The following is a 15,522-nucleotide window of genomic DNA, read 5'->3' as shown; positions in this document are numbered from 1 at the left end:
CGGTCAGCCGTTCGCGACCCGGCGTCGTCGCGCGGCGACGAGGTGCCGAACCGATGCGACGGTGAAAGCGAGTGCGCCGAGGATCATCGGCGTGTCCCCGAGCGTTCGCGCCCACAGCAGCGTCTGGACGCGGTCTCGCTCGTAGAACTCGAGGCTCCGCGCGGCGGCGTAGCCGTCCCTGTAGGCAGTTTGGAGCTGCAAGAATCCAATCGGGAGCAGCGACGCGAGGGTCATGACCACCAGCCCGACGTTGGTCAGCCAGAACGCCCCGCGGAACCACGTCGGGTCCCACGCCGATTCGGGCGTGACGACCCGCAGAATGTACGTCCCGAGACCGAGCGCGAGCAGGCCGAAGGCTCCGAACGTCGCCGTGTGGGCGTGGGCGACGGTCAGGTAGGTCCCGTGTTCGTAGTAGTTGATCAGCGGCAGGTTGATGAAGAAGCCGAGCACCCCGCCGCCGACGAAGTTCCAGACACTGCTCCCGAGGATGAACAGTAGCGGCAGCGTGTACGGGAACTCTTCGCCCCGCGCTTTCAACGAGCGGTACTCGCCGAGGCTCCGGTAGAGGACGAAGACGAGGGGGACGAACTCGAGCGTCGAGAACGTCGTCCCGATCGGTACCCAGACGTCGGGGAGGCCGACCCACCAGTAGTGGTGGGAGACGCCGACGATCCCGGCCCCCATAATCGCGAAGACTTCGAAGAGGATCGCCTTCTCCGCGGTCGGTTTCTCGATCAGGTTCATCGAGACCAGCGCGGCGGAGGTGACGGCGGTGACGAAGAACTCGAAGACCCCTTCGACCCACATGTGGACGACCCACCAGCGCCAGAACTCCGTCACCGCGATGTTGGTGTCGGGCGTGTAGAGCATGCTCGCGGCGAACATGAGCGCGATCGACCCCCCGGAATAGGTCACGAAGTGGCCCAGCCCGGTCGGCGGTTCGTCCATTCGGCGGACGCCGCGGAGCACCAGTCCCGTCCAGGTGACGAAGCCGGCGAGCAGTCCAACTTTCCAGACCCGGCCGACCTCGAGGTACTCGAGGCCCTCGGAGCCGAGCCACCACCAGAGGTCGCCGTCGTCGCCGTCGGTGCCGGGCGAGCCGAACGCGCCACGAGTACCGAGCCAGACGCCGGCGAACGCGCCGACCGTGATAGCCACGAGCGCGCCGAGCAGTGCGGTCGCCCCTTCGGCCTGCCAGGGCGGATCGCCGTCCGTGAACAGGCCCGGCAGGAAGAGACCGCCCGCGAGCCACAGCGTCGTAATCCAGAGGATTCCGAGGTTGACGTGCCAGGTGCGACCCACCGAGAACGGCACCAGCGAGACGACGTCGATACCGAGCGCGTCGCCGATTCCGTAGAAGCCGGTGCGCTCGACGTAGTAGTGGGCCAGAAGGGCGCCGACGAGCGCCTGCGCGACGAACAGCGCGCCGGCGACGGGAACGTACCGCGCCGCGGCGTACTGGGCGGGCGTGACCGACACCGAATCGGGACCGGGGACGTCGACGAGTTCGGTCGTCGGCTCGGCGACGTCGAACGAGTGGTAGGCCCAGACGCCGATCCCACCGCCGGCGATGAGCAGGACGACGCCGATCGTACTCCAGACGACCACCTGTCCGGTCGGCCGGTTCCCGGCCGCGGGCACGTACGGCCAGTCGTTCGTATACGAGTGGTCCGAGTCGGGGCGGTTCGTGTGGGCCATCCACGCCGTCCAGCAGGCGAAGTCGGCGATTCGCTCGGCCTGCTCGGCCGAGTCGACGTACCCCTCCGGGATGCCGCGTTCGGGCGAACCGCCGTAGTATCGATCGACGTACTCGTCACGAATCCGACGGTGCGCGTAGACCTCCGCCGCCGAGTACCGGGCGATCGAACCCTCGAGAGCGTCGGCTCGCTCGCGGGCTCCCGCCCGCTCGCTCTCTCGAGTCCTCTTCTCGCTCAGCCTTGCCCCCAGTTCGTCTTCGACGCGATGCTCGACGGCCGCCCGGTCGGCCGCCTCGAGCGACTCGAACGCGTCGGCACCGTGCTGTCGGGCGTAGTACTCACGCATGTGCGCCGCTTTCGACTCGAGGGCGTCCGCCGTCAGATCGACGCCGAAGTACGAGCCGTTGCCCAGGATCGACCCATGGTTCATGAGGCCGTTGGCCTGGAACGCCTTCTTCCCGAGTCGTACCTGCTCGTCGGTCACGACGGTCTCCCCATCGGGACCCCGGATCTCGTCGGGGATCGGCGGCGCTTTCTTCCGGGAGATCCAGGCCCCGAGCGTCATCGCGACGAGGTTCGCGACGAACAGTCCCACGAGCGCCAACGATCCGGTCGACCTCGAGCGAAGCGCCGCGAGATCGAGGTCGCGCTCGGCTCCCGTCCGTATCAGCAGAGGGAGCAGTTCCCGGAGGATGCGGTCGGTCGGCACGTCGCCGTCGCCGGCCTGCAGCAGGTTCGTCGCCAGTTTCGCGATCGAGGGGTCGACGCCGCCGTCCGCGAGGAGCGTCGTCGCGGCGACGGCCATCGCGGCGGCCGACCGAGTGCTCCCGGTGCGATCGTCGTTTACTGTCGCGTCAGACCGTCCAGGCGCCGACCGCCTCGAGTAGGGTGCTCTCGTTCCCGGACCCCTCGAGTCGGCGGACGCCACCCTCGCCTGTGTCTCCGCCGCGAGGGACGGAAGCTCCTCGATGAGCAGTCGTTCGAGGTCGTGGGCCACCATCACGGCGTCGCGTTCGAGGACGTCCTCGAGCAGCTCCTCGAGGGACCGATCGGCGGAGCCGTCCAGTTGCGATCGGAGGACGGAACCAATCTGGACGATCACCTCGTCACTGGACCGGTCCGCGTCCGCCGTCGATCTGCCGTCGGCTGCACTCGAGTCACGGCCCGTGGCGGCGGCCGACTCCCGAGCGGACAGAACTTCCTCGAGCAACCGTTCCGGATCCACGTCGACGCTGGCGGCCAGCCGGGTACGTATCGCGTCCAGCGTCCGCTCGTCCAGCCGGTCCTCGTCGAGATCGTACCGTCGCAGGAAGTTCTCGAGCGCCCGATCGAGCGGGTCGTCCGGACCTGCCGTGGAGGTCTCGTCGTCGGCATCGAGCGGCGGACTCGAGAGCAGTTCCTCGGTAGTTCGATCGAGAGAGCGCTCGAGCAGTTCGTCGACGGCCTGGTCGGCGGCGTCGGTCGCCCGGCTGCTGGCAGTATCGCGGACCTGCGCCGAGAGATCGGCGACCGTTTCGGCCCCCGACGCGAGCCGATCCGACACGTAGTCGGCCGGACTCCGCCGGCCGCCCTCACCGACGACGTCCGTCTGGTGCAGCATATTCCTGAGAACCATTGAGTTTCGTTCACACCCCGTTGGCGTGGCAATAATTGACAAGCCGTCTGATAATGGTCCACTCGTCACTGGCCGGCAACTTATGATAGACCCCCGAGCGGCGGCGACGATCGGCCGACGGCGACGAACCAAACGGGTTTTAAACAGCGCTATCTTAGCCCACGTCAAGTGAGATAACCATGCAGATGCCACGCCGATTCAATACGTACTGTCCGCACTGCAACGAACACCACGAACACGAAGTCGAGAAGGTCCGCTCGGGCCGCTCCTCGGGAATGAAGTGGGACGCTCGCCGAACGCGTCGCAACACGGCCGTCATCGGTAACGCCGGCCGCTTCTCGAAGGTGCCCGGTGGCGACAAGCCGACCAAGAAGACCGACCTCAAGTACCGCTGCAACGATTGCGGGAAGGCCCACCTCCGCGAGGGATGGCGTACGGGTCGTCTCGAGTTCCAGGAGTGATTACGATGGCAGGAAACTTTTACAACGTCCGCTGCGGTGACTGCGAGAACGAACAGACCGTCTTCGGCAAGGCCTCCACGGAGGTCGCCTGTGCCGTCTGTGGCACGACGCTTGCCCGACCGACCGGCGGCAAAGCCGAGATCGACCACGAAATCCTCGAAACAGTCGAGTCACGATGAAGTACAGCGGCTGGCCCGACCCCGGTGAACTCGTCGTCGGCAAGATCGACGAGATCGAGGACTTCGGTGTCTTCGTCGACCTCGAGGAGTACCAGGACCAGCGCGGGCTGATCCACATCTCCGAGGTTGCAAGCGGCTGGATCAAGAACGTCCGCGATCACGTTCGCGAGGGCCAGATCGTCGTCTGCAAGGTACTCGACGTCGACGAGGAGTCCCAGCAGATCGACCTCTCGCTGAAGGACGTCAACGACCACCAGCGCTCCGACAAGATCCAGGAGTGGAAAAACGAGCAGAAGGCCGACAACTGGATGTCTCTGGCGCTCGGTGAGGACGCCGACGACGAAGAGTACACCGCGATCGCCAACGAACTGATCGGCGCCCACGGCAGCCTCTATCACGGGTTCAAGCAGGCGGCCATTCACGGCGACGAGGCGCTCGAGAACACGGATCTCTCGGACGACGAAATCGACGCCATCGTCGAGACCGCCCGCGAGAACGTCTCGGTGCCGTACGTTAACGTCACCGGCTACGTCGATCTCGAGAACGCGTCGCCGAGCGGCGTCGACGGCATCCGCGAGGCACTTTCGGCCGCCGAGGGCAACGGCGAGATCCCCGACGAGGTCGACCTCGAGGTCAGCTACGTCGGCGCACCGGAGTACCGGATCACGGTGAAGGCACCGAACTACAAGACCGCCGAGGCGCAACTCGAGGAGAGCGCCGAGCGCGCGGTCGTCGCTATCGAAGAACAGGGCGGCACGGGCGAGTTCCACCGCGAGCGTCGCACCGACGACGAATAATGAAATCCGACATCCGGGTCTGTTCGGCGTGGCGCGACGCCCACGATCGCCCGGTGTATACGCTTTCTACCGACTGCCCCGAGTGTGGAGCCGACGCCGTCAACAGCGCTCCAGCGCCGTTCGATCCCGAGGACTCCTACGGCGAGTACCGACGCGCTCTTAAACGTCGCAATCGCTGATACGGTATGGACGAACTCGAGATCGACGCGGTCGCCGAGGTCGAACTGGACGACCCCGTACTCGTCGAGGGGCTGCCAGGTGTCGGACACGTCGGCAGCCTCGCCGCCGAGCACTTACTCGAGGAGCTCGAGGGCGAGAGCACGCTCGTTCGACGGATCTACTCCCGCGAGTTCCCGCCGAAGGTGAGCGTCGAGGACGGCGTCGCCGAGCTGACCTGCGCGGAGATCTACGCCGTCTCGGTGCCAGACGGTCGGGACCTCCTCGTGCTGACCGGCGATCACCAGGCCCAGACCAACGACGGCCACTACGTGCTGACGACGGCCTTCCTCGACATCGCCGAGGAGTTCGGCGCGACGGAGCTGTACGCACTCGGCGGCGTTCCGACCGGCGAACTGATCGACGAGTACGCCGTCGTCGGCGCCGTCAGCCACGAATCGATGCTCGAATCGCTCGAGGACGCCGGCGTCGAGTTCCGCGAGGACGAACCCGCCGGCGGCATCGTCGGGGTCTCCGGGCTCCTGCTCGGACTCGGCGAACGACGCGGCTTCGAGACCGCCTGCCTGATGGGCGAGACCAGCGGCTACCTCGTCGATCCGAAGAGTGCGCGTGCCGTGCTCGAGGTCCTCGAGACGCTGCTCGGCTTCGAGGTCGACTACGAGACGCTCGACGAGCGGGCCGACGAGATGGAGGACGTCATCGGCAAGATCCAGGAGATGGAACAACAACAGCAGATGGACGTTCCGACGGACGACGACCTTCGATACATCGGGTAGTCGCTTCGATCGCTGACCGGTTTTCACTGCTCAATCCCGTCTATTAGTCTATCGTGGTGGTCGTCACGGCCTCGGGATCTCTCGTCTAATCATCGATTGAGAGGAGAGTGTAACGTCTGCTGTGAAAGCCCCTGACAGGCTCGAGGACGGCCCCTTTCAGTCCCACCCGACCGCACCTCGACCCTCCCCAACCTCGGCACTCACTTCGTTCGTGCCGTCCACTGTCAGAGCAAGCTCTGACAACCCTTCGCTCACTATCGTTCGCGAAGACCTCGCACGGTGTCGATGTCGTGGCCTCGCAGCGCTCGGTCACGCCTTCAGCGCGCGCCACGTGGCCGGGAGCGTAGCGCGAACGGCAGTGAGAGGCCCGCGTGCCCGGAGACCGAAGGTCTCCCGTACCTTCCGGTGGAACCGCGAGAACCCGGGGAAGGGCAGGGTCGCCGTTTTCCTGGCGAGCGCAGCGAGCAGAAGCGTCTTCCGGCGGAGCTTCTCTACGCCGAGAATCCACCCACGTATGTCAGAATATTCGTAAATGAGAGAGTGATAAACTAATAGCCGAAATAGTGCAGCGGAGCGACGAGTAGCCGTTCGAACGCAGGACGAACCTATCCCTCGAGCACTTCGTAGGAGACGTCGGCGTCCCGGAGCGTATCGGTCACGCGGCCGACGGCGTCGGTCGTCGCGACCGCGGTGACCGCGAGGCCGCGTTCGGCGGCGTCGGCCGCGACGTCGCCGACCGCGAGGGTGACTGCGGGCTCGGTCCCGGCCTGTCGGCAGGCGACGACCGCCTCGATCCCGGTCGCGAGCACGAGGTCGGCGTCTGCACAGTGGTCGGTGACCGTCTCGGCGTCGATCTCGCGGCTGCCGCCGGATCGGACCGCCGGAACCTGCAACACGGTCACGGATCCGGGCTCGAGTTCGATGACGCCCTCGAAACTCGTGACGCCGACGTCGGTGCCGGCCTCCGCATCCGTCGTCGCGACACCGGTCGCCGGCCCCTCGTCGCCGGGGCTCGCGTGGAGCAGTCCGTCCTCGATCGACAGCGAGACGATGTCGCCTTCCTGGAGATCGGCAGTCGCGATTGCGCTATCTTCGCCCATCGCACCCAGAACGTCCTCGGTGACGTGGTCGGCAAACCGGCGAACGTCGCCTGCCGCCTGGAACAGCCAGTCGACACCCTCCTTGGTGACGCGGTATCGAGACCGACCCTCCTTCTCGACGAGATCGTCGTCGACGAGTTCGCGGATGTACTCGCTGACGGCCTGGCTCGTTACGCCGACTTCCTCGGCGATCTCCCCCTGGCTGACGGCGGGCTGGCGCTCGGCGATCTGGACGAGGATCCGAAACCGCGTCGCGGCCCGCTTGTTGTCGAGGACGTCGACCATACGGGAAATTCCGTCCAGCACGGCAAAAAGGTAGGCGTCTCGCCGGCGGCGCTGTGCCGGCTGTGCCGGGGACTCCCCTGTCGTCTTCTCCACCGGGTCGCCGACGGTTCGATTCGGTGAACGAGTCGTCAAGTTGATAGCGAGAGAGTCCTTCTGGATAACACGAATATGTGGCCCTCCGTGACGACCGTCGGACTCGAGACGGTCGTTGGACTCGAATCCGCGACGAGCGGGGCGCTCGCTCCGGCAGTGCTCGGGGCCCAGCCGACCGATGCGCTCGCCTGGATCGCGATCGCCACGTTCGTCGCGGCCCTCCTCGCTCGATGGCGCGGCGCCGCCGGTCCCGCCCGGTCGCTCGGTGCGGCCGCCTGGGTCGCGTTCGGAACGTACTGGCTGTCGATGGCGCCGTACTACTACTACGACGTTCAGAGCCCCCTCCAGACCATACTGGCACTCGCCGCCCTGCCGCTGTGTGTCTACGCCGGCTCCCTCCTGTTCCGCGGGCGCGACTCCCTGTTCGTCCTCACGAAAGCCGTCGCGATCATGGGTGTGATCTACCTGCCGGCGGAGACGATTCCGTTCGTCCGCCAGTGGCTGATCGAGACCACTGCGGCCCAGACCCACTACGGGATGGAACTGCTGGGTCACAGCCCCGGAATCAACGAGGGGGCGAACGGGTACGAGAGCCGGTTCGACTTCGACTCCGACGAGACGGTCACCGGGCGAACGACGTACATCGTCATGGCCTGTACCGGCCTCGGGAGCATGGCGATATTCGGCGGGTTGATCGCGGCCGTCAAGGCGCCGCTCAAGCGAAAGGCGACCGCGTTCGCTCTCGCGATCGGCGTCATCTGGTTCCTCAACCTCGTTCGCAACGTCTTCATCGGACTGGCCTCGCCGTGGGGCTGGTTCCAGCAGGACTGGCTCGTGTCGTTCATGACGACGTACATGGGTGCGGAAGCGAACCGCGTCTCCTATCTCGTCGCCCACAACTACATCTCCCAGTTGCTGTCGGTCGTCGCGCTCGTCGGGATCACCCTCCTCGTCATCAAGATCCTCCCAGAAGTGCTCAGGCCCCTCGAGGAGGTATTGTTCATCTTCACCGGCACCGAGTACGACCTCGAGCGCGCGCTCGGCAACGACGTCCGGGCCGATGGCGGCACTGAAGTCGATGGATCACGATCAGGCGACTGATGAGCGAGCCAGCCGTCGACGTCCCGTTTACGCTCACCGATCGGGCGGTCTCCATCCCGGACGCGGACGCGCTCGTCCTCGCCGACGTCCACTTCGGCCGCGCCGCCTCCTCGAGCGTCGACGCACCCGTCGACGACGGCGGCGACGTCTGTGATCGGCTCGAGGCGTTGCTCGCGGCGTGCCAGCCGGAGACTGTCGTCGTCGCCGGCGACCTGCTTCACTCGTTCTCGCGGATTCCGCGCGGCGTCGAGCGCTCGGTAGCAGAGTTCGTCGATCGGGTCGAGACGGCCGACGCGTCGCTGGTCGTCACGCCCGGCAACCACGACACGATGCTCGAGGAGGTCTTCTCGGGCGAAACCGCATCGGAGTACCGGCTCGCAGACGGAGAGACGGTCGTCTGTCACGGACACGAACCGCCGAACGCGGACGCCGACCGGTACGTCGTCGGCCACGACCACCCGGCGCTGTCGATCGACGGCCGAAAACGCCCGTGTTTCCTCTACGGACCCGACAGCTACGAGGACGCGAGCGTCCTCGTGCTACCAGCTTTTACTCGCCTCGCACCCGGCGCAACCGTCAACCGCATGCGGTCTCGGGACTTCCAGTCGCCGCTGGTGACGGACGTCGACGCCTGCTATCCGGCCGTTCGGGATCCCTCGAGCGAGGAGACGCTCTGGTTCCCGCCGCTCGGACAGTCACGTCGGCTTCTGTAACCAGGCCGATTATCTCGGAATTCGGAGACGCTGTTCCGCTCGCCGACGACGCTGCCAAAAAGTACCATCTTCTGAGACAGTCACGATGGGAAAACATATACCGGAGCGTTCTAATTCACTCAGTATCAAAATGGCTGAACGTGCGGAACAGCAACCAATTCCCGACCGCCTCGTCTGCCCGAACTGCCCGGCAGACTATCCGACGCCCTTCTCGAGGCGATACATCACCTGTCGGCGCTGTGGATCCGAGTTCCTGGCTCCCGACGACGCACGCGATGCCGAAACCGACGAGGCGAACGCGGAAGAGGTCGTTGGCGACGAGCGCAGCGAGGAAGCCGCCGATGGACGCAGTGACGACCGGACACGCCGCTACCTGCAGACGATCCAGACGGGCGCACCGGCCATCGCACTGGGATTCAACGGCGCTGCCTTCTGTTTCTGGCTCGTCGGGATCGTCTCGTTCGAGATCGCCATCATGACCATGGTTCTCGTCACGAACGGCTACCTCGTTCAGGATCGACTCTGAGAGGGAGAAGACGACTGGGGGAGCCGTCTCGAGAGCCGATCGGCGCGAATCACCCCGAGAGATCCTCGAGCACCGCCTTCGCCGCGAGTCGTCCGCTCTTCATCGCCCCCTGGATCGACGACCACTGCGTGTAGTCTCCGGCCAGGTAGACGGGGCCGTCCGGAGCGCGCGCGTCCGGCAACCGATCGTAGATCCCCGGCGGCTGCTCGAACTGGGCGAATCCGATCCGGTCCGTCCGTAGCGTCTCGAGGTCGTCGAACCGGCGTTCGGGGTACCACGATTCGAGGGCATCCCGCGTGATCGCAGCGAGTTCCTCGTCGCTCTCCTCGCGTTCGCCCAGGTAGGTCGCGCTGATCAGCGTCGCGTCGTCGGGCGCGTACTCGGGTGCGACTTCGCTGTGGGGAGTCACGTGGTTTGGCTCCTCGCCACCCGCGTTCAGGAGGAGCCGTCCGCCGGTCTCGAGATCCGTTCCCGGAGGGAGTTCGTAGTACTGCGTGACGCAGGCCCGCGCCTCGGTCGGGATCGACTCCACGTCGGTCAGCCCTCGAGCGGCTGGCGGGTCGGTCGCGACGACGACCGCAGCGACGTCGATCTCCTCGTCGTCGTCGATCGTTACCGTGACGCCGCCGTCGCTGTCCGCGCTCGTCCCGTCGCTCGAGACGGCCGTGACGTCGGTTCCCGTCTCGATAGTTCCGCCCACGCTCCGCACTTCGTCGGCGAGCTGGGCCGGAATCGCGCCCATCCCTGCGGCTGGAACGGCGGCCTCGCTCGTCGCGAGCGTCCGGAAGGTGTACTCGAAGACCCGTTTCGAGGTCGACAGCGATCGGTCGAGCGTGATACCGCCGTAGAACGGGGCGACGAAGTTCCCGACGAAGTCGTCGGAGAAGCCGCGTTCACGGAGGGACGTTTCGATCGACGCGTCCGATTCGGGCTCCTCGAAGATCGTCTCCAGATCGGTTCGTCCGAGTTCGGCCACGAGTCGAGCGACGCGGAGTTTGTCTCCGAACGAGATGTCCGGGTTGAACAGCGTCGCCAGGAGCGTCTTCGGCTCTCTAAGAGGGTCCGAGAGCGTCGACCGGTGGTTCGACCGGGCGAGACACGCACCGGGGGCGAACCGGCGAAGTTCGAGTTCCTCGAGGTCCAGTTCGCGCTGGACGGCTGGATAGGCGGGAAAGAGCACCTGGAATCCGCGGTCGAACCGGAACCCATCGCGCTCTCGTGTCCGGACCCGCCCGCCGACGGTCTCGTCGCGTTCGAACAGCGTCACGTCGAGACCTGCGCCGGCGAGGTGGCGCGTGGCCACCAGACCAGCGAGTCCACCGCCGGCGACGATCACTCGCGGCGTCTCGGGCATGAGTGACTGTTCGGCGTCGAGACGGAAAATCGTACACGTAGCGGCAGCGCCGACGCGCGTTCACCTCGACGTTCGAGGACGGCGAGAGTTCCGACTCGTGTCCGAGCTACAGATCCGTAAGCAGCCGCAGTGCAATCCCGACCAGGATCGTGAGCACGCCGAGGATGGTTGCAACCGGCGGGATCGGAACGAACAACAGGACGACACCGAGCAGGATCACGACCGTCGACATTCTGACCATACGCTCGAAATGTCGGGAAGACAGGTAGCACTACGGCCGGCATTCACAACGTGGAACGCGACCGTCAACTCGTTCGGATCGATCTCGCCAACTGTCGCCAGCGACGACGTATCGCCACGTCCAGCACCTATAACTCTCGCTCGGTCGTGGTGGAGATATGGTCGATGCAACCGTCACCCCGATCGAGCGCGGGACGATCACCACGGACTTCAACCACATCCTCGAGGGCCACACGATGGGGTCTGCCGCCGATCCCGATCCCGAGACGACGATGGGCGACGGTCCCGTCTACAACCTCGTGATCGACCATCCCGAGGGGACGATCCTCTGGGATACTGGCTCGCATCCCGACGCCGATTCGGGACACTGGCCCGACGAACTGTACGCCGCCTTCGAGCACACGGGTCTCCGGCCGCTCGAGGACGACCTCGAGTCGGCGGGCTACGACGTCTCGGATATCGACTGCGTGATCCAGAGCCACCTCCACCTCGACCACGCCGGCGGCCTCTACGCCTTCGAGGGGACGGACGTCCCGATCTTCGTCCACGAAGAAGAGCTGAAGTACGCCTACTACAGCGCCAAGACCGACGCCGGCAGCGACGCCTACGTTCCCGGCGACTTCGACCGTGACCTGAACTGGGAGATCGTCCACGGCGAGCACGAACAACACTTCCGGGACCTCGAGTTCGTCCACCTGCCGGGCCACACGCCCGGCCTCCTCGGCATCCGACTCGAACTCGACGACGCCGGGACGGTGTTCGTCGCGGGCGACCAGGCCTACGTCCGGGCGAACTACGAGGACGAACACCCGATGGGCGGCAGCTTGCTCTGGAGCAAACGCGCCTGGCTCGAGAGTCTCCGATTCCTCAAGGAAGAAGAACGACGCTACGACGCGCAGATCATCTGTGGCCACGACGCCGAGGACCTCGAGACGTTGCGGGACGGACTGTAACGAGGGCGCTCGAGGGAGGCGCCGTCAGTGAACGCCGATGTAGGCGTCGCGGATGTAGTCGTCGTCCTGAAACTCCGAGGCGGAGCCGGACAGTTCGATCGTCCCGGTCTCGAGCAGCGCGAGCCGTTCGGCGTGGTGCAGCGCGAACGTCGAGTTCTGTTCGGCCAGCAGGATCGTCAGCCCCTCCTCGTTCAGCCGCTCGATCGCCTCGTTGATGTCCTCGATGATGATCGGCGCGAGTCCGAGCGTCGGTTCGTCGAGCATCAGGACCTCGGGATCGCTCATCAGCGCCCGGCCGATCGCGAGCATCTGCTGTTCGCCGCCGCTCATCGTCTCGGCCTCCTGTTCCCGGCGTTCGTCGAGGCGCGGAAACAGCTCGTAGACCATCTCGAGGTCCTCCCGGACCGCGTCGCGATCCTCCCGGAACTGTGCGCCCATCAGCAGGTTCTCGTGGACCGAGAAGAACGGGAACAGGTCCCGATCCTCGGTGCAGTAGACGAGTCCGTCGTTGACGATCTCCTGGGGCCCCTTCGAAGCGAGATCCGTTCCGTCGTACCGGATCCGCCCCTCGTAGTCGGTGAAGCCGGCGATGGCGTTCAGCATCGTCGTCTTTCCGGCGCCGTTCGGGCCGATCACGCCGTAGATCTCGCCGCGGTCGATGGCGAGGGAAACGCCCTTCAGCGCGTGGGACTTGCCGTACCGGACGTGGACGTCCTCGAGTTCGAGGACGGCCATCTACGGCACCTCCGTGCCGCCGAGATACGCTTTTCTGACGCGCTCGTCCGTCGTGACTTCTTTTGGGGGTCCCTCCATGAGTTTGTCACCGTTGTCGAGGACGACGGCCCGATCGACCAGATCCATCAGCCCGCCCATGTTGTGGTCGACGATGACCATCGTGATCCCGTCCTCGCGGAACTCCTCGAACGTCGCCGCGAGTTCACGGATCTCCTGTTGATTCATCCCGGCGAAGGGTTCGTCGAGCAGGAGTAGCTCCGGCTCCGTCGCGAGCGCCTTCGCGACCTCGAGCCGGCGAACGTCGGCGTGGGGAAGTTCGTCCGGGAGCTCCTGCAGTTCGCTCTCGAGGCCGACCCGTGCGGCGTACTGGTAGATCTCTTCCTCGCTCGCGCCGCCACGCAGGGAGACGACGCTGTTCGGCAGCGTGAACAGCTTGATGTTCCCGCCGACGGGCAGCGCGTCGATCGGGTTCGACTCCTGGGAGACCCTCGACAGCCCGTTGTTGACGACCTGATGGGTCCGGTAGTCGGTGATATCCTCCCCGCCGAACCGGATCGTTCCCCCGGTGACGTCGTACTCACTCATGATGCAGTTGAACATCGTCGATTTGCCCGAACCGTTCGGGCCGATCAGTCCGACGATCTCGCCGCGGTCGACGGTAAACGAGACGTCGTCGACGGCGACGAGACCACCGAACTTCTTCGTCACACTGTCGATCTCGAGCAGAGTCATCGCGTCTCACCTCTGCGACCGTACCGCTCGAGTGCGTGCCACAGCTTGCGGAACAGCCCGTCACGGGCGAACACGAGCACGAGCAGGATGATCGTCCAGAGGATCGTCCAGCGAGCCGACGCCGGCAGCCCCTCGAGGAGAAAGTCCTCGAGCATGACGAAGAGGAACGCACCGCCCAGCGGGCCGAGGATCGAACTCATCCCGCCCAGAACCGCCATGGCGATCATCTCGATGCTGTTGTCGACCACGACGAACGTCGTCGGATCGACGGAGCCGTAGTAGTGGACCAGGAGGACGCCACCGATCCCCATCGGGATCGAACTCAGGACGAACGACCAGAGCTTGAACTTGGTCGCGTCGAGCCCGGCGGCGTTGACCGCCGACTCGTTCTCCCGGATCGCCATAAGCACGAGCCCGATGTTCGAGCGGGCGACGAACGTGAGCGCGACGGCGACGACGAGCATCGGGATCAGCATGTAGTAGTAGCGCACGAGCGGATCGTACGTGAACACCGATACGGTCTGGATTCCAGTTTCGCCGCCGGTGTACTCGCTGAACGGTCGGATCATCCGGTAGAAGATCAACACGGCGACGAACGTGATCAACGAAAAGTACGGTCCGCTCAGTCGAAGCGTCGGGAGTGCGATCAGCATCCCGACAGCGAGCGCTGCGAGTATCGAGAGCGGAATCGTGATCGCCATCGACATCTCGGGATCGACGTTGTAGACGAGCATCGCCGTCGCGTACGCCGCCACACCCGAGAGCACGGAGTGGCCGAAGCTGATGTAGCCGGTGTAGCCGCTCTGGATGTCCCAGCTCATCGCGAACACCGCCCAGATGCAGGCGATCGTCATCGTCTGAATGAGCGAGAACGTGCCCCAGAAGGGGGCCGTCAACAGCCCGAGCAGCGATCCGAAGATCAACAGGAACTGCAGGCCGTTCATCTCGCCGAAGTACGCCCCGAACAGCCGGTTGTAACCGTCTGCGAGGGGCTGAAAGACGGGATTGATTCGATTGCCGACGCTGCGGAGTCCGTCGTCGACGCTGCGCCAGGTGTCTCCTAGCACCCGGGTCGAGCCAGTCGAACGATCGGTTTCGCTACTCATGGACGAACTCCCTCCCGTACAGTCCCTGCGGTAGGACGAGCAGGACGACGACGAGGACGACCAGCGAGAAGATCCCCTGGAAGCTCGAGCCAAGGAACTGGATCGTCACCGTCTCGAGGTAGCCGATGAGGTAGGCCGCGACGACCGATCCCTTGATGCTCCCGATTCCGCCGATGACGACGATGATGAACGCGATGGCGAGCGGGTTGAGCCACATCTCCGGGTACGTCGAGAGCAACGATCCCAGGAACACGCCGGCGATGCCGGCGAACGCGCCGGCGATCAGCCAGGTCCGGGACTTGACGAAATCGAGGTCGACCCCCGTGAGCTGTGCGCCGCGCTCGCTCATCGACGTCGCGAGAATCGAGCGGCCTTCGTCGGTCTGGGTCACGTAGTACCAGAGAAGGCCGATCGCGATCCAGGAGATGACGAACCCGAGCAACTCCATGTACCGGACGCGCGTCCCCACGGTCTCGAGGTGGATGGAGCCGGCGACGAGCGGAACGAGCTGGTAGGGATCCGTCCCGAACCAGAAGGTGACGAGTTCGGTCGCCAGCAGCGCGACGACGACCGTCGCGAGGAACGTGATGACGACGTTCTCCTCGATGAACTGCACCAGCCCCGCGTACATCGCGTAGGAGGCGGCGGCCGAAACGGCGACGGCGATGACGAACCCGACCAGCGGCGGCAAGGAGAGCATCCCTCCGGTCGAGGTGAGCCCGAGATACGCGAAGGCGCCGAGCATGATCAGGGCACCGTGTGCGAGGTTCAACACCCCGCCCACGCCGAAGATCATCGTAAAGCCGATCGCGATCAGCGCGTAGACGGCGCTGATCATCGCGCCCAGAATCAGTATCGACAGCAGTGTACCGAGCATGTCTG

The 15,522-nt window shown here is 65.4% G+C and carries 17 protein-coding genes; 9 read left to right on the top strand and 8 right to left on the bottom strand.

The features are described 5' to 3' along the window. Positions 1-3: 3 nt before the first annotated feature. Positions 4-3,312 (bottom strand): nitric-oxide reductase large subunit, encoded by a 3,309-nt coding sequence (locus CV102_RS02035; RefSeq protein ID WP_187432837.1) that lies wholly within the window; start codon positions 3,310-3,312, stop codon positions 4-6. A gap of 179 nt (positions 3,313-3,491) precedes the next feature. Between CV102_RS02035 and CV102_RS02030 the strand changes: the two genes are divergently transcribed. From CV102_RS02030 to CV102_RS02010, 5 genes are read left to right on the top strand one after another with little or no spacing between them, the layout of a single operon-like run. Continuing rightward, on the top strand, positions 3,492-3,773 hold the full coding sequence (locus tag CV102_RS02030) for a 50S ribosomal protein L44e (protein ID WP_148856170.1): 282 nt from the start codon (positions 3,492-3,494) through the stop codon (positions 3,771-3,773). 5 nt (positions 3,774-3,778) lie between these two features. Beyond that, on the top strand, positions 3,779-3,952 hold the full coding sequence (locus CV102_RS02025) for a 30S ribosomal protein S27e (RefSeq protein WP_005553725.1): 174 nt from the start codon (positions 3,779-3,781) through the stop codon (positions 3,950-3,952). Beyond that, positions 3,949-4,749, top strand: a complete 801-nt coding sequence (locus tag CV102_RS02020; protein ID WP_148856169.1) for a translation initiation factor IF-2 subunit alpha — start codon at positions 3,949-3,951, stop codon at positions 4,747-4,749. The genes CV102_RS02025 and CV102_RS02020 overlap by 4 nt, the downstream gene beginning before the upstream one ends. Further along, positions 4,749-4,928, top strand: coding sequence for an RNA-protein complex protein Nop10 (locus CV102_RS02015; RefSeq protein WP_148856168.1), 180 nt, complete (start codon positions 4,749-4,751; stop codon positions 4,926-4,928). Before CV102_RS02020 ends, CV102_RS02015 begins: the two co-directional genes overlap by 1 nt. Positions 4,929-4,934: 6 nt before the next feature. Next, on the top strand, positions 4,935-5,702 hold the full coding sequence (locus tag CV102_RS02010; RefSeq protein ID WP_148856167.1) for a proteasome assembly chaperone family protein: 768 nt from the start codon (positions 4,935-4,937) through the stop codon (positions 5,700-5,702). Positions 5,703-6,307: 605 nt separating this feature from the next. On the opposite strand, the gene CV102_RS02005 is transcribed toward CV102_RS02010, so the two are convergent. After that, on the bottom strand, positions 6,308-7,087 hold the full coding sequence (locus tag CV102_RS02005; protein ID WP_148856166.1) for a DUF7839 domain-containing protein: 780 nt from the start codon (positions 7,085-7,087) through the stop codon (positions 6,308-6,310). Positions 7,088-7,255: 168 nt separating this feature from the next. Between CV102_RS02005 and artA the strand changes: the two genes are divergently transcribed. From artA to CV102_RS01990, 3 genes are all read left to right on the top strand, one after another. Further along, positions 7,256-8,281 (top strand): archaeosortase A, encoded by a 1,026-nt coding sequence (gene artA / locus CV102_RS02000; protein WP_148856165.1) that lies wholly within the window; start codon positions 7,256-7,258, stop codon positions 8,279-8,281. Further along, positions 8,281-8,994 (top strand): metallophosphoesterase, encoded by a 714-nt coding sequence (locus CV102_RS01995; protein WP_148856164.1) that lies wholly within the window; start codon positions 8,281-8,283, stop codon positions 8,992-8,994. Before artA ends, CV102_RS01995 begins: the two co-directional genes overlap by 1 nt. Positions 8,995-9,124: 130 nt before the next feature. Then, complete coding sequence (locus CV102_RS01990) at positions 9,125-9,520, top strand: hypothetical protein (RefSeq protein ID WP_148856163.1); 396 nt, start codon at positions 9,125-9,127, stop codon at positions 9,518-9,520. Between the two features lie 49 nt (positions 9,521-9,569). Here the strand turns inward: CV102_RS01990 and CV102_RS01985 are convergent, their stop codons facing one another. Both CV102_RS01985 and CV102_RS01980 read right to left on the bottom strand, forming a co-directional pair. Next, positions 9,570-10,874 carry an NAD(P)/FAD-dependent oxidoreductase gene (locus CV102_RS01985; protein ID WP_148856162.1) on the bottom strand — a complete coding sequence of 435 codons (1,305 nt, stop codon included), beginning with the start codon at positions 10,872-10,874 and terminating at the stop codon, positions 9,570-9,572. 106 nt (positions 10,875-10,980) lie between these two features. After that, a complete protein-coding gene (locus CV102_RS01980) occupies positions 10,981-11,115 on the bottom strand; it encodes a transporter (protein ID WP_148856161.1) in 135 nt (44 codons plus the stop codon). Positions 11,116-11,272: 157 nt separating this feature from the next. Between CV102_RS01980 and CV102_RS01975 the strand changes: the two genes are divergently transcribed. Then, positions 11,273-12,067, top strand: coding sequence for an N-acyl homoserine lactonase family protein (locus tag CV102_RS01975; RefSeq protein WP_148856160.1), 795 nt, complete (start codon positions 11,273-11,275; stop codon positions 12,065-12,067). A gap of 24 nt (positions 12,068-12,091) precedes the next feature. Here CV102_RS01975 and CV102_RS01970 read toward each other — a convergent pair whose 3' ends face one another. Genes CV102_RS01970 through CV102_RS01955 form a run of 4 tightly spaced genes read right to left on the bottom strand, consistent with a single transcriptional unit; the run spans position 12,092 to position 15,517 of the window. Next, complete coding sequence (locus CV102_RS01970) at positions 12,092-12,802, bottom strand: ABC transporter ATP-binding protein (protein ID WP_148856159.1); 711 nt, start codon at positions 12,800-12,802, stop codon at positions 12,092-12,094. Continuing rightward, positions 12,803-13,534 carry an ABC transporter ATP-binding protein gene (locus CV102_RS01965; protein ID WP_148856158.1) on the bottom strand — a complete coding sequence of 244 codons (732 nt, stop codon included), beginning with the start codon at positions 13,532-13,534 and terminating at the stop codon, positions 12,803-12,805. Beyond that, entirely contained in the window at positions 13,531-14,640 is a 1,110-nt protein-coding gene (locus CV102_RS01960) for a branched-chain amino acid ABC transporter permease (protein ID WP_148856157.1), read from the bottom strand. The genes CV102_RS01965 and CV102_RS01960 overlap by 4 nt, the downstream gene beginning before the upstream one ends. Beyond that, on the bottom strand, positions 14,633-15,517 hold the full coding sequence (locus CV102_RS01955; protein WP_187432836.1) for a branched-chain amino acid ABC transporter permease: 885 nt from the start codon (positions 15,515-15,517) through the stop codon (positions 14,633-14,635). The genes CV102_RS01960 and CV102_RS01955 overlap by 8 nt, the downstream gene beginning before the upstream one ends. Positions 15,518-15,522: the final 5 nt, after the last annotated feature.

Origin of the sequence: Natronococcus pandeyae, assembly GCF_008122205.1 — an archaeon.
In the GTDB taxonomy this organism is placed as follows: domain Archaea; phylum Halobacteriota; class Halobacteria; order Halobacteriales; family Natrialbaceae; genus Natronococcus; species Natronococcus pandeyae.
Note: the sequence above shows the minus strand (reverse complement) of the source record. Positions and strands in the feature narration are given on the sequence as shown.

Coding starts and splice junctions, on each gene's coding strand:
- CV102_RS02035 (WP_187432837.1), bottom strand. CDS start 3,312: ATGGTTCTCAGGAATATGCTGCACCAGACGGACGTCGTCGGTGAGGGC.
- CV102_RS02030 (WP_148856170.1), top strand. CDS start 3,492: ATGCAGATGCCACGCCGATTCAATACGTACTGTCCGCACTGCAACGAA.
- CV102_RS02025 (WP_005553725.1), top strand. CDS start 3,779: ATGGCAGGAAACTTTTACAACGTCCGCTGCGGTGACTGCGAGAACGAA.
- CV102_RS02020 (WP_148856169.1), top strand. CDS start 3,949: ATGAAGTACAGCGGCTGGCCCGACCCCGGTGAACTCGTCGTCGGCAAG.
- CV102_RS02015 (WP_148856168.1), top strand. CDS start 4,749: ATGAAATCCGACATCCGGGTCTGTTCGGCGTGGCGCGACGCCCACGAT.
- CV102_RS02010 (WP_148856167.1), top strand. CDS start 4,935: ATGGACGAACTCGAGATCGACGCGGTCGCCGAGGTCGAACTGGACGAC.
- CV102_RS02005 (WP_148856166.1), bottom strand. CDS start 7,087: ATGGTCGACGTCCTCGACAACAAGCGGGCCGCGACGCGGTTTCGGATC.
- artA (WP_148856165.1), top strand. CDS start 7,256: ATGTGGCCCTCCGTGACGACCGTCGGACTCGAGACGGTCGTTGGACTC.
- CV102_RS01995 (WP_148856164.1), top strand. CDS start 8,281: ATGAGCGAGCCAGCCGTCGACGTCCCGTTTACGCTCACCGATCGGGCG.
- CV102_RS01990 (WP_148856163.1), top strand. CDS start 9,125: ATGGCTGAACGTGCGGAACAGCAACCAATTCCCGACCGCCTCGTCTGC.
- CV102_RS01985 (WP_148856162.1), bottom strand. CDS start 10,874: ATGCCCGAGACGCCGCGAGTGATCGTCGCCGGCGGTGGACTCGCTGGT.
- CV102_RS01980 (WP_148856161.1), bottom strand. CDS start 11,115: ATGGTCAGAATGTCGACGGTCGTGATCCTGCTCGGTGTCGTCCTGTTG.
- CV102_RS01975 (WP_148856160.1), top strand. CDS start 11,273: ATGGTCGATGCAACCGTCACCCCGATCGAGCGCGGGACGATCACCACG.
- CV102_RS01970 (WP_148856159.1), bottom strand. CDS start 12,802: ATGGCCGTCCTCGAACTCGAGGACGTCCACGTCCGGTACGGCAAGTCC.
- CV102_RS01965 (WP_148856158.1), bottom strand. CDS start 13,534: ATGACTCTGCTCGAGATCGACAGTGTGACGAAGAAGTTCGGTGGTCTC.
- CV102_RS01960 (WP_148856157.1), bottom strand. CDS start 14,640: ATGAGTAGCGAAACCGATCGTTCGACTGGCTCGACCCGGGTGCTAGGA.
- CV102_RS01955 (WP_187432836.1), bottom strand. CDS start 15,517: ATGCTCGGTACACTGCTGTCGATACTGATTCTGGGCGCGATGATCAGC.